The following is a 12,168-nucleotide window of genomic DNA, read 5'->3' on the forward strand; positions in this document are numbered from 1 at the left end:
CTCTCAGCGCGCCGGACAGATGGCGCTGGACATGCGGCCGAGGTCGACGTGCCGCCGACTCACCAAGGCAATTCCAGTTCCAGACATGACGGAAGCGTGTCACGGCGATCTGGACACAGTCCAGCTTCGTCCAAGATTCGGACACTCGTGTCTCGAAATCCAAGACACGCGTGTCCTTGGTCACATTGGGTCGCCCCGGGGTGTCCGACCAGGTCAGACGGGGAACGCCCCAGGCCACGGTCCCGGAGCGGCGACGTCCGCTTCCTCCTCGACCTTGGTGTCGAACAGCGTGAACCCACGGCGCCGGTAGTTGTCCATCGCGTGCTCGCCGTCCTTGCTGCACGTGTGCAGCCAGACCCGCTTCGTCGGGGTCAGTCCCGCCCAGCGGTCCGCGAGGTCCCAGGCCCGGGCCGTGCCGTACGACAGCAGGTGGCCGCCGATCCGCCGGCCGCGGAAGCCGGGCAGCAGTCCGAAGTAGACGATCTCCACGACCGCGTCGTCCTGCGCCTCCAGCTCCACGTACCCGGCGGGCGTGCCCCGGTCGTAGGCCACCCAGGTCTCCACGCCGGGCCGCTCCAGGTGCTCCTGCCAGCGGGCGTACGACCAGCTCAGCCGGTCGGTCCAGCGGATGTCGCCGCCCACCGACGCGTACAGGAACCGGCTGAACTCGGGCGAGGGCACCTCGGAGCGGACGACCCGGACGTCCCCCTCCGGCGCGGAGGCCGGCAGCAGGTCGGTCGGGGCGGTCTGCTCCAGGGACCAGGTGGTCACGGCGATGGTCGGCATGAGGGTCAGGAAATCATCAGGTGTGACGACCTGTCGAACGCCCGGGGCCGTGGCCGGGGGCGCCACCCCGCCGGACGCGCCCTAGTCGAGGGCCCGGTCGACCGAGGACAGGGGCAGTGCGAACAGCATGCGGCCGGACTGGGACCAGACCTCGCCGGTCTCCTCCCAGTAGGACAGGGAGCCCGACCGGCCGCTCCAGCAGTGGCGGGTCTCGTCCGTCCCGCACTCCGTCGCCCGGGCGCTGTCCGTGTCCTGGCGCCACAGCGTCCCGTGCCCGCCCGGTGAGCCCGCCGCGCGGTCGAGGTACCAGCCGGAGCGGTACGCCAGCACGCCCCGCACGTCGGTCGTCTTCGTCTCGTACGCCTCGACGGGGTCCGCGTGCCCGGAGGAGTCGGTGGTGAGCAGACCGGCCCGGGCCGGGTCCCGGCTCAGCGGATAGCGCCACAGCCGGGTGCGCCGGTCGCCGTCCGCGGGCACCCACTCGCTCGCGACCAGACTGTCGGGGGAGGTGCTGCGGTCCAGGGAGACGGTGGCCGGGCGCGGCTCGTCGTCGCCGCCGGGCAGGGTGTACGAGCCGACGGCGGGCAGCACGTACCGGTAGCCGTGCGCCGCCCAGCCGCCGCGCACCCGGCCGACCGCGTCGGACTCGACGGTGGCGCGCTGGATGCGGTTCATGTCGTACACGTACAGCGCGTCCCGGCCGCCCTCGCGGGTCGTCACCAGCAGCTTGTCCTGGTACCAGACCATGCCGGACAGCGGAGAGACCAGCCCCCGGTAGTCGTGACCGCCGTCCACCGGGACGGCCAGCAGGGCCCAGGTGTAGCGGAGCCGGTCCGGGTCGTTCGCGTCGACGAAGGCGACCTTGGCCAGGCCCTGCCCGGGTGCCGGGCCGTCCATGGAGCCGCCTTCGGCGCCGTTGGTCCAGCCGGAGAGGATCACACGGTTCTCGCCCCAGCGGCCGTCGTCGTCCGCGTCCCCCGAGGTGGTGACCGCGCCAGGCCGCCAGCCGCGGGTGTCGGAGCCGCCGAAGCAGTACGCACGCGTGGCCGCCGGTTCGACCGGCAGGGCGTGCTTCTCGGCGGTCGGGCAGTCGGCCGCGTCCCGCAGCGGGCGGTCGGCGCTCTCCAGCACCGCGCCGACGCCGACGGGTCGGCCCATCTCGGAGGAGAGCCGGTCGAGCCATGGCCCGGGCACCCGGTGCTCGGCCAGCGGCAGCCGCCCGTCCTCGGCCGACGCGCTGAGCGGCTTCAGAGTCCCCGGGGCATCCGTGACCTCGGCCTGCGAAGCGCTGATCAGGGTGGCGGCGGCGGTGAGCGCGAGGGCCGTCCCGGCCAGCGTCGCCCGTACCGCCCTGCCCCGCCTGCGCCGCCGGTGTCTGCCGCGATGCTTCATAACGTCCTCCCGAGGCGGGTCAACTGCGCCTGATGATCCATACGTTGACGGAGGAGCAGGTGGGGTGGCCCGTAGAGGGATGCTACGGCAGGTGAGCGGGGTGGCGGACGAAGACCCCGCAAATATGCGAAAGATGTACCTCTGGGGGAGGGTCGTGCGTCCCGGTCGGCACGTCCGGTGAACCTCAGGGGGCCGGTGCGGACCTACGGAGCCCGCGCACCGCCGGTGCCGTCGAGTACGGCAGCAGATCGCGCGGGTCGGCCGGGAGCAGCATCTCGACCTCGGCCTCCTCGGCGAAGCGGTACGGCCGGTGCTCCAGTAACGCCCCCAGATACCGCCGTACCCGCGACATCTCGGCACGCACCGTCACCGTGCGGGCCGGGTCGCCGAACACGTCACCGGCCAGGCCCGAGGCGCTGCGGCCGGTGCGGTGGACGGCGAGGAGGTACAGCAACTCGGCATGCCGGGGACTCAGTTCGCGGGCCCAGGACCCGGCGCCCCCGGAGACCTCGACCGACCATCTGCGCGCCTGTCTGAGGTCCAGCACGATCCTGGTCGCCCCGCGCGGCACCGGCTCGTCCGCGGCCGCCCGCACCAGCCAGCCCCCGGCCAGCGGCTCCACCGAGCACCGCCCGAGCGCCGGCAGCCATCGCGGGCCCGCCGACAGCGACTTCGGCAGGGCGACCCGCCGCGTGTACGGCATTCCGCTCACCGCGGCGGTCCAGCCGTCCGGGTCGACCACCAGGGCACGCCCGCCGAGCCGGGCCAGCACCGGCGCCGCCACCGCGCGCAGCCGCTCCAGCGACTCCGTGTGCATCTCCCGCAGCCGGGCCTCGGCGAGCTTGGCCACCGAGTCGACCCAGGCGAGCGTGGCCGGGTGCATCGTCTCCAGCGGCCCGCTCACGTCCACCACGCCCAGCAGCCGGCCGTCCCGCGGATCCGTCAGGGGAGCGCCGGCACAGGTCCAGCCGGCCTGGGAGCGCACGAAGTGCTCGGAGGCGAAGACCTGGACGGGCCGGCGCACCACGGCCGGAGTGCCCAGACCGTTCGTGCCGACGACGTCCTCGCGCCAGTCCGCGCCGAGTTCGAACCCGAGCCCGTCGGCCTTGCGCAGCACCGGCGCGCTGCCCTCGCGCCACAGCACCCGGCCGTCCTCGTCGGCGACCACCATGATGTGGTGGGCGATGTCCGCGACCGCCAGCAGCCCCTCCCGCAGCACCGGCAGCACATGGCGCAGCGCCGACGTCTCGCGCCGCCGCCGCACCTCCTCGAGGGGCAGCAGCCCCGCCCGGAAGTCGTGGTCCGGGTCGACGCCGCTGCGCAGCATCCGCTCCCAGGACTGCTCGATCACCGGCCGCGGCGCCACGGGCGCGGGCTGCCCGGCGAGCCGGGCGGAACGGACCTCGTCGAGTACCCGGGCCGCCCGCGTGGCGTTCACGGCGGCGAGCTGCGTGACGTCCATCGGCGTGTCCCCCCGGAGCCGTTTCTGACTGTCCGTCTCATAGTGTCGTCTGCCCCTGACGGACGCGCACAGTCCGCACACAGTCGGCATCAAGTTGCAACCCGCTGCAACCCTGGTGGACGGCCCGGCCGTGGCTGAAAATTGAGCGGCGCCGTCCCGAGCGGCGTTCGATGGCTCGAACGGGCCAGTGCGGCGGGGGTGGTGCCGTGTCGGCGCAGCACCACCCCCGCTCCCGCGCAAGCGGATCGGAACACCAGGTCAGGAGACCGGACGCGCCCGCTCCACCACCGCCGCCAGATCCAGCGTGTGCGGCAACGTGCCGAAGGCCGCGCCCCCGTCGCCGCCCAGCCGAGCGGCGCAAAACGCGTCGGCCACCTGCGGCGGCGCGAACCGGACGAGCAGCGACCCCTGGAGCACCAGCGCGAGCCGCTCCGCCAGCCGTCGCGCCCGCCCCTCCACGCCCTCCAGATCGGCCAGTTCGGTCAGCAGGTTCTTGATGGCCCCGTCGAGACGGTGATCGGCGCCGCGCGCCTTCCCGACCTCCCGCAGATACGCGTCCAGCGCGCCCGGCTCCCGCTGCAACGCCCGCAGCACATCGAGGGCCTGGACATTGCCCGCGCCCTCCCAGACCGAGTTGAGCGGCGACTCCCGCACCAGCCGCGGCATTCCGGACTCCTCGACGTACCCGTTGCCGCCCAGGCACTCCGCCGCCTCCACCGCCACCGGCGGGCACCGCTTGGTCACCCAGTACTTGGCGGCCGGCACCGCGATCCGCAGCAGCGCCCGCTCCTGCTCGCCGCCGTCGTCGTAGGCGGCCGCGAGCCGCATCGCCAGAGTCGTCGCCGCCTCCGACTCCAGGGCGAGATCGGCGAGGACGTTGCGCATCAGCGGCTTGTCGACGAGCTTCCCGCCGAACGCCTCGCGGTGGGTGCAGTGGTGCACCGCCTGCGCCACGGCCTGCCGCATCAGCCCCGCCGAGCCCAGCACACAGTCGAGCCGGGTCGCCGCGACCATCCCGATGATGGTGCGCACCCCCCGACCCTCCTCGCCGACCCGGCGGGCCCAGGTACCGTCGAACTCGACCTCGCTGGACGCGTTCGACCGGTTGCCGAGCTTGTCCTTCAGCCGCTGGAGCAGGAACACGTTGCGCGTCCCGTCCGGCAGTACGCGCGGCACCAGGAAGCAGGTCAGCCCGCCCGGAGCCTGCGCCAGCACCAGGAAGCCGTCGGACATGGGCGCCGAGCAGAACCACTTGTGCCCGGTCAGTTGGTACGTCCCGTCCTCGGCGAGCGGCCGCGCGGAGGTGGTGTTCGCCCGGACGTCGCTGCCGCCCTGCTTCTCCGTCATGCCCATCCCGAACAGCGCGCCGGCCTTCAGGTGGGCGGGCCGCAGCTCACGGTCGTAGACCATGGACGTCAGCCGCGGCTCCCACTCGGCGGCCAGCTCCGGGTCCGTGCGCAGGGCGGGCACCGCCGCGTGCGTCATCGACAAGGGGCAGCCGTTGCCGGCCTCGACCTGCGTCCACACGAGGAAGGCGGCCGCCCGCCGGACATGCCCGCCCGGTCGGCCCCAGGCCGCCGTCAGACCGGCCGAGACGCCCTTGCCGAGCAGCCGGTGCCAGGACGGATGGAACTCGACCTCGTCGATCCGCTCGCCGTACCGGTCGTGCGTGCGCAGCCGGGGCGGATTCTCGTTGGCCTGCGCTCCCCACTCCTGCACCTGGGCCGAGCCGGAGGCCCGTCCGAGCGCCGACAGCTCGCCGAACACCTCGTCGAGCAGATCCGGATCCAGATGCCGTTCGACCCCGGCCGTGAGGGCCCGGTCGGCCGCGAAGACGTCGTACCCGACCAGCGGCGGGACCTGGTTGCTCACGGAGTGGGTGCTGCCAGCCATGGTGCGAACCTACCGGGTGAGTGCGGTCGGGCGCGACGGATACCGTTAGGGGGTGCAGCCAGCAAGTGAAACCCCCGACACACCCTCCGGACGCCTCCACCGGGCGCGGGCTCTCTACCGGAACGTATCCAAGCGCAGGACCGCCTGGCTGCTGCTCAAGGACACCGTCAACTCCTGCATCGAGTACCGCATCCTGGGCCTGGCCGCCGAGGCCGCGTTCTTCACGCTGCTGTCGGTGCCGCCGCTGCTGCTCAGCATGATCGGACTGCTCGGCTACGTCGACGCCTGGACCGGCGCCGACACCATCGAGAGCCTCCAGGCCAACATCCTGGAGGCCGCGCGCACGGTGCTCTCCGACCAGGGCGTCAGGGAGATCGCCGAGCCGATCCTGCACGACGTGGTGAAGGGCGGCCGGCCCGACATCATCTCCATCGGCTTCCTGTTCGCCCTGTGGTCCGGCTCCCGCGCCGTGAACGTCTTCATCGACACCATCACCGTCATGTACGGCCTCGACGGCGTCCGGGGCATCGTCAAGACCCGCCTGCTGGCCTTCGCGCTGTTCATCGTGGCCCTGCTGATCGGCTCTGTCGCGCTGCCGCTGATGGTGGCCGGACCGGACGCGGTGGTGCGGATCGTGCCGTGGTCGACGACGGTCGTGCAGGTCCTGTACTGGCCTGTGGTGATCCTGCTGTCGATCGCCTTCCTCACGACCCTGTACCACGTGTCCGTCCCCGTCCGCTCCCCGTGGATCGAGGACGTGCCCGGCGCGCTCGTCGCCCTCGGCATGTGGGTGCTGGGCAGCTTCCTGCTGCGGATCTACCTGACCAGCACGGTCGAGGGCCCCACGATCTACGGTTCCCTGGCCGCGCCCGTCGCCGTGCTGCTGTGGATCGGTGTGTCCGCGTTCGCCGTGCTGGTCGGGGCCGCGGTCAACGCCGCCATCGACCGGGTCTGGCCGGCCGCCGCCACGGCCGCGGCCCGCGAGGCCAACGAGCGGCTGCGGCAGGCGCAGGTCGCCGAGTACGTGGCCCGCGCCGCCGCCGCGGGGGAGGCCGACCCCGACATGCCCTCCGAGTTCCCGGAACGCTGGTCCCGCTTCCTCCCCCCGGAGGATGTCTCGGCCCGCCTGCGCACGCATGTGAAGAGCACCCACGTGAAGAGCACCCACGCGAAGAAGAGCGAGGCCGACGGGGAGGCGCGGCCACCCTCCGAGCAGTGAGGGACGTGTCCTCGCCGCGGCCTCCGGGCCGGCGTCAGGGCTTCCAGGTTCCGGCCGCCTCCTCCTCCCGGACGAAGTCCGTGAAGGCACGCGGCGCACGGCCCAGGACCTCCCGTACGCCGTCCTCGAGGTGCGCGTTGCGGCCGTCGAGGAGGGTGTCGAAGATGCCGGTCATGGCCGCGACCTCCTCCGGTGGCAGCCCGAAGCCGACCATCGCCTCGCCGTAGTCCCGGGTGGAGACCGCCCGGTACGTCAGCGGCCGCCCCGTCGACCCGGCGATCTCGGCGACCGCCTCCCCGAAGGTCAGCAGCCGCGCCCCGGACAGGGTGAGCGTCCGGCCCACGTACCGCTCGCCGCCCGTCAGCGCGCTCACCACCACGTCCGCGATGTCCCGCACGTCGAGGAACGGCTCCCGCACCTCGTCGGCCGGGAACACCAGCTCACCGCGCTCCCGCAGCTCCGCCACCAGCGGGCCCTCGCTGAAGTTCTGCGCGAACCACGCGGCCCGTACGACCGTCCAGTCCGCCCCCGAGGCGTGCAGCGCCTCCTCGGTCGGCAGGGCCTGGTCCTCGCCCCGCGCGGACAGCAGCACCAGCCGCCGCACCCCGAGCCCGACCGCCTCGCGCGCCAGCGCCCCGACCGCCTCGGCGGCGCCCGGCGCGCCGACGTCCGTGGGGTGCGCGAGATAGGCCGCGTCGGCGCCGCGCAGGGTCGCCGCCCAGGTCGAGCGGTCCCACCAGTCGAAGCCGGTCGCCCGGGACGCGGCCCGCACCGTGAGTCCCGCGGCCTCCGCGGCCCGCGCCACCCGGCTCCCCGTGCGGCCCGAGGCGCCCGTCACCACAACCGTCATGCTCTGCGTGTTCCGTGTCGTGTTCGTCATGCCGTCGAGTCAACTGCCGTACACGGCACGGAACCATCGCTGAACGGCTCATTCCCATACGCCCGCGTCTACGCTGGCCCCATGGACGCAGTCGCAGGGCTACTGGACGGCCCCCGCGCCCGGGGCGCGTTCATGATCAGGGCGTGTTTCGACCCGCCGTGGGCGGTCCGCGTGGAGGACCGGGCCCCGCTCACCGTGATGCTCGTCGTGCGCGGCGAGGCCTGGGTCGTGCCCGACCGGGGCGAACGGGCCCGGCTGCGGGCCGGGGATCTCGCCATCGCCCGCGGCCCGGACCCGTACACCTGCGCCGACGACCCCGGTACGGCCCCGCAGGCGCTGATCCTGCCGGACCAGGAGTGCCGCTACCCCGACGGACGGCCCCTCAACGGCTCCATGGACCTGGGCGTCCGCACCTGGGGCGACCGGCTCGACGGGGCCACCGTGATGCTGATCGGCACGTACCCGATGCAGGGCGAGGTCAGCGGACGGCTGCTGGACGCCCTGCCGCCGCTGCTCACCCTCCCGGCCGACGTATGGGCCTGCCCGCTCACGCCGTACGTCGCCGAGGAGATCGTCCGGGACGAGCCGGGCCAGGAGGTCGTCCTGGACCGGCTGCTCGACCTGCTGGTCATCGCCGCGCTGCGGGCCTGGTTCGCCCGCCCGGAGGCGGAGGCCCCCGCCTGGTACCGGGCCCTCGCCGACCCCGTCGTCGGCGGGGTCCTGCGCCTGCTCCAGGACGACCCCGCCCACCCGTGGACCGTCGCCTCCCTCGCCGCCAAGGCGGGAGTGTCCCGCGCCGCGCTCGCCCGCCGCTTCACCGGCCTGGTGGGCGAACCCCCGATGACGTACCTCACCGGCTGGCGCCTCGCCCTCGCCGCCGACCGTCTGCGCGACTCCGACGACACGCTCGACGCGGTGGCCCGCCGCGTCGGCTACGGCAGCGCGTTCGCCCTGTCGACGGCGTTCAAGCGGGTGTACGGGGTGAGCCCGGTGGAGTACCGGGCACGGGCGGCGTGACCGGGCACGGGCGGCGTAGCCTGGCACATGTGTACGTGGAGTGGGCGTCGCGGCTGGCGGGAGCGGTCGTGTGGACCAACACCCCGGGCCGGGACGGGGTGGGGCGTGTGCTGCCCGACGGGTGCATGGACCTGCTGTGGCACGAAGGGCGGCTGCTGGTCGCCGGGCCCGACACTCACGCGTACCTCACGGGCGGCGAGGCCGGTGCCTGGGCCGGGGTGCGCTTCTACCCGGGCACGGCTCCCACGCTCCTGGGCGTACCGGCGCACGAGCTGCGTGACCGCCGCGTCGAGCTGGCGGACCTGTGGCCGGTCTCGGAGGTACGCCGCCTGGCCGACCGCGTGAACGCGGCCCCCGACCCGGCGAGCGGCCTGGAGGACGTGGCGCTGCGGCAGGCGGCCGGTGCCGAACCCCCGGACCCCGTGCTGCGGCAGGTCGTCACCGCCCTCGACACGGGCCGCCCGGTCGCTGTGACCGCCGACGAACTCGGCCTGGGCGCACGCCAGTTGCACCGCCGCTCCCTGGCCGCGTTCGGCTACGGCCCCAAGACCCTGGCCCGCATCCTGCGGCTGCGCCGCGCCCTCGCACTGGCCAGGGGCGGTGTGCCCTTCGCGGACACGGCCGCCCGGGCCGGATACGCCGACCAGGCCCATCTGGCCCGCGATGTCAGGGAGTTGGCGGGTCTGCCGCTGGGCGAGCTACTCGCCGGACGAGGCTAGCGGGGCGAACAGGTCCACCCCGTTGCCGTCCGGGTCGAGCACCACGGCGTACCGCTGTCCCCAGAAGGCGTCCCAGGGCTTGAGCTCGCCGTGGTACCCGGAGCCCACCAGCTCCTCGTACAACGCGTTCACTTCCGACGGACCGTCGCACCGCAGGGCCAGCGAGGTGCGGCCCCCGCCGGCGGGCGGCTCCCACTCGGGGAGGAAGGAGCGGACCGTCTCCTCGGTGTCGAACAGCAGCCGGAGCCCGCCGGGCAGTTCGGCCTCGGCGTGCGGCTGGTTCTCGGCGCCTTCAGGGAAGGCGAACCCGAGCCGGCGGTAGAAGGCGACGGAGGCGGCCATGTCGGAGACGACCAGGCCGATGGCATCGAATCGTGCGGTCATGGGGCCACCGTAGGCAGGCCCGGGGCGGCCGGTCTTGAAGGAAACGGACACCGGATCGCCCACCCGCACCCGCACCCCTGTCCGATCCTTTCAAGACCACCCCCGGCCGGCCCCGTAACGTCGCCGCCATGACGACCACGACACAGCGATCCCGGCACCTGGGCATCCCCATCGACCGCCCTGCCCAGGAGGTCTACGACTACGTTTCCGATCCCGTCAACGTCCCCGGCTGGGCTCCCGGGCTGGCCCGCTCCATAGAACGCGTGGACGGCCAGTGGGTGGGGGAGTCTCCCATGGGGCGGGTTGTGGTCGTGTTCACGCCCAGGAACGAGTTCGGCGTGCTCGACCATGAGGTCACCCTGCCCTCGGGGCAGACCGTGCACAACCCGATGCGGGTGATCACCGACGGCCCCGGCTGCGAGGTGGTGTTCACACTGCGCCGGCGGCCCGGCATGAGCGACGAGGAGTTCCGCCGCGACGCCGAGGCGGTCGCCGCCGACCTCACCGCCCTCAAGCGGCTGATGGAACGCTCCTAGCCCGTCGCCTCCGACTCGTGGTGGATGGTGCCGTCCTCGTCCATCGTCGGGTGCATCTTCATGGGGCCGTACTCGTCGATGTCCGACGGCCGCGGGCCCTCCGGTCCGCCGGGCCCCATGCGCAGAAAACGTTCGACGCGGCAGATCCGGAAGAGACGGTCGTCGAAACGGAACTCATCGGCGCGGTCGAGCGCCTTGTACTCCTCGGCGGCGCGCGCGTACTTCGCCTTCTTGGTCTCGTCGTACCGGTACAGCATGGCCCAGATCTCGGACATGCCGTTGTAGAGCAGACGCCGGACGTCGTGGGGCGTGGCCATGAGCGTGCCGCAGGGCTGCCAGCCGTGGCGGCCTTGCTCGACCACGCCGAATCCGGTGGGCAGCAGCACGGGGTCCGGGTGCGTGGCCACCGCACGCTCGGAGTCCTCGCGGACGTCGGAGGGAAAACGGGCGCCCGTGTACGCGAAGTCGCTCAGACCCAGCCGCAGCGCGCCCGCCGCCAGGCCGTCCGGGCGGGCCGGGTCGAGGACGAAGCCGATGTCCGGGGACGCGGTGTCCTTCGCCCGCTTGTCCCACGACCGCCGCACCGGCTCCAGATCGGTGGGGCGCGGCGGCTCAAGACCGTCGTCGTCGCAGCGCGCGAACTCGTCGCCGCGTACGACCCGGTAGCGCACGCCGCACACCTCCACCTCGTTCACCGGCTCGCGCTCCATCACCGCGACGGCGGCCAGCAGTTCGCGCCGGACGGCCGGGTCGTCGGTGTCGTCCTTGGCCGTGAACCACAGGTGCGAGTGCAGCCCGTCCCGGGCCATCTGCGGCATGCCGTCCGTCACCGGCTTCAGCAGCCGCCACTGAGGCCCGACCGCGGGATCCTGCGCGGCGACCCCGAAGACCGGCCCGCGCAGCGACAGAGCGGGATAGCGCCGCGAGGCGTCCATCGCGTCGGCCTCCCGCACCCAGGCGGCGGGGTCGTCGCGGCGGACCAACTCCTCCTGGAGAGCGTCGATCTGTTGCTGCCAGTCATCATCCATGCACGCAATGTCCTGGCCGGGAGGAGGGCGCAGGAGGCCGGGCGACGCAACAAAGCCTGTTGTTGGGAACCGGCGCGGATGCCATGGCACCGCCTTCCGTCCCAGCCCGGCCCACGGAGGCCCCGAGCGTCCCACGCTCCGCCGGGACACCGCCGCCCGGCGCGTGAGCCGTCCCTGGGCGGTCCGTGAACGCCGGGAAGGCTCGCCCCGTCCGGGTGCCGGACGTGACGCTGTGCCGTGCCAAACGAGACGAGCCGCCCCAGGGGTGACCCGCGGGGGACGGCGGTTCGGAAAGGAACACCGCATGAGCATGCGCAATCGGGCCATGGCGATGGTGACGGCCGTGTTGTTGGGGGGCGGGGCCACCGGGATCGCCCTGGCACCGGCCGCGAACGCCGCGCCCTACTTCGGCATCGACGGCGGCGGTGCCGTCACCAACGACTGGGAGGACGAGGAGAACCTCGGCGTCGAGGCCTACGCCAAGGGCAACGCCATCGCCCTGTGGGAGACCGTCCTGTGGGCGGACGGCGCCCTGTGGGAGGACGACGAGGGTGAGTGGCGGCCCTTCAAGAAGAGCCAGATCGACGGCTCGTTCGGGCCGGAGACCGAGTCGGCCACGCAGTGGTGGCAGAGCCGGCACAACCTCCCCGAGACCGACGGCACCGTCGTCAGCGAGAGCTGGGACTTCGCCCAGACCCGGCTGCAGAGCCTCCCGGGCAACATCGTCCAGTACAAGGGCGACGCGCGGAACGTCAACTTCAAGCGCGTGGGCGGCAAGTACCAGGTGAAGCTCAAGAACGTCGGGCCCTGGAAGAACGCGCACTACCGCATCGTCGGCTGAGTGCCCGGACG

Annotated in this window: 13 protein-coding genes; 5 read left to right on the plus strand and 8 right to left on the minus strand. The window is 73.1% G+C overall.

Annotated features, from left to right (window positions below; genetic code table 11):
- Window positions 1-3 precede the first annotated feature (3 nt).
- From ACFTZL_RS12485 to ACFTZL_RS12505, 5 genes are all read right to left on the minus strand, one after another.
- Entirely contained in the window at window positions 4-87 is an 84-nt protein-coding gene (locus ACFTZL_RS12485) for a putative leader peptide (protein WP_310591794.1), read from the minus strand.
- 126 nt (window positions 88-213) lie between these two features.
- The gene (locus ACFTZL_RS12490; protein ID WP_382580833.1) at window positions 214-786 is read right to left on the minus strand and encodes a GNAT family N-acetyltransferase; all 573 of its coding nucleotides are present in this window, start codon (window positions 784-786) and stop codon (window positions 214-216) included.
- A gap of 81 nt (window positions 787-867) precedes the next feature.
- Window positions 868-2,178 carry a hypothetical protein gene (locus ACFTZL_RS12495; protein ID WP_382580835.1) on the minus strand — a complete coding sequence of 437 codons (1,311 nt, stop codon included), beginning with the start codon at window positions 2,176-2,178 and terminating at the stop codon, window positions 868-870.
- A 184-nt stretch (window positions 2,179-2,362) separates the two neighbouring features.
- Window positions 2,363-3,640 carry a GAF domain-containing protein gene (locus ACFTZL_RS12500; RefSeq protein ID WP_382580837.1) on the minus strand — a complete coding sequence of 426 codons (1,278 nt, stop codon included), beginning with the start codon at window positions 3,638-3,640 and terminating at the stop codon, window positions 2,363-2,365.
- A gap of 258 nt (window positions 3,641-3,898) precedes the next feature.
- A complete protein-coding gene (locus tag ACFTZL_RS12505) occupies window positions 3,899-5,533 on the minus strand; it encodes an acyl-CoA dehydrogenase family protein (protein WP_382580839.1) in 1,635 nt (544 codons plus the stop codon).
- Between the two features lie 52 nt (window positions 5,534-5,585).
- On the opposite strand from ACFTZL_RS12505, the gene ACFTZL_RS12510 reads away from it, so the two are divergent.
- Window positions 5,586-6,752: a YihY/virulence factor BrkB family protein gene (locus ACFTZL_RS12510; protein ID WP_382580841.1), complete on the plus strand. Its 1,167-nt coding sequence runs from the start codon at window positions 5,586-5,588 to the stop codon at window positions 6,750-6,752.
- 34 nt (window positions 6,753-6,786) lie between these two features.
- Here ACFTZL_RS12510 and ACFTZL_RS12515 read toward each other — a convergent pair whose 3' ends face one another.
- Window positions 6,787-7,632, minus strand: a complete 846-nt coding sequence (locus ACFTZL_RS12515; protein ID WP_382580843.1) for an NmrA family transcriptional regulator — start codon at window positions 7,630-7,632, stop codon at window positions 6,787-6,789.
- Between the two features lie 81 nt (window positions 7,633-7,713).
- Here ACFTZL_RS12515 and ACFTZL_RS12520 point away from each other — a divergent pair, with 81 nt between their 5' ends.
- Both ACFTZL_RS12520 and ACFTZL_RS12525 read left to right on the plus strand, forming a co-directional pair.
- Window positions 7,714-8,649, plus strand: coding sequence for an AraC family transcriptional regulator (locus tag ACFTZL_RS12520; protein ID WP_382580845.1), 936 nt, complete (start codon window positions 7,714-7,716; stop codon window positions 8,647-8,649).
- Between the two features lie 29 nt (window positions 8,650-8,678).
- Window positions 8,679-9,368, plus strand: a complete 690-nt coding sequence (locus ACFTZL_RS12525) for a helix-turn-helix domain-containing protein (protein WP_382580846.1) — start codon at window positions 8,679-8,681, stop codon at window positions 9,366-9,368.
- On the opposite strand, the gene ACFTZL_RS12530 is transcribed toward ACFTZL_RS12525, so the two are convergent.
- Complete coding sequence (locus ACFTZL_RS12530) at window positions 9,348-9,752, minus strand: VOC family protein (RefSeq protein WP_382580848.1); 405 nt, start codon at window positions 9,750-9,752, stop codon at window positions 9,348-9,350. The two genes, ACFTZL_RS12525 and ACFTZL_RS12530, sit on opposite strands and share 21 nt — an antisense overlap.
- Before the next feature lie 128 nt (window positions 9,753-9,880).
- Between ACFTZL_RS12530 and ACFTZL_RS12535 the strand changes: the two genes are divergently transcribed.
- Window positions 9,881-10,288, plus strand: coding sequence for an SRPBCC family protein (locus ACFTZL_RS12535; RefSeq protein ID WP_382580850.1), 408 nt, complete (start codon window positions 9,881-9,883; stop codon window positions 10,286-10,288).
- Here the strand turns inward: ACFTZL_RS12535 and ACFTZL_RS12540 are convergent.
- Window positions 10,285-11,316 carry a DUF5954 family protein gene (locus tag ACFTZL_RS12540; protein ID WP_382580852.1) on the minus strand — a complete coding sequence of 344 codons (1,032 nt, stop codon included), beginning with the start codon at window positions 11,314-11,316 and terminating at the stop codon, window positions 10,285-10,287. The two genes, ACFTZL_RS12535 and ACFTZL_RS12540, sit on opposite strands and share 4 nt — an antisense overlap.
- 304 nt (window positions 11,317-11,620) lie before the next feature.
- Here ACFTZL_RS12540 and ACFTZL_RS12545 point away from each other — a divergent pair, with 304 nt between their 5' ends.
- Entirely contained in the window at window positions 11,621-12,157 is a 537-nt protein-coding gene (locus ACFTZL_RS12545) for a peptidoglycan-binding protein (protein ID WP_382580854.1), read from the plus strand.
- The last annotated feature ends 11 nt before the right edge of the window (window positions 12,158-12,168 follow it).

It is taken from the genome of Streptomyces sp. NPDC056948, from assembly GCF_042674225.1.
GTDB classification, from domain to species: Bacteria; Actinomycetota; Actinomycetes; order Streptomycetales; family Streptomycetaceae; genus Streptomyces; species Streptomyces purpurascens.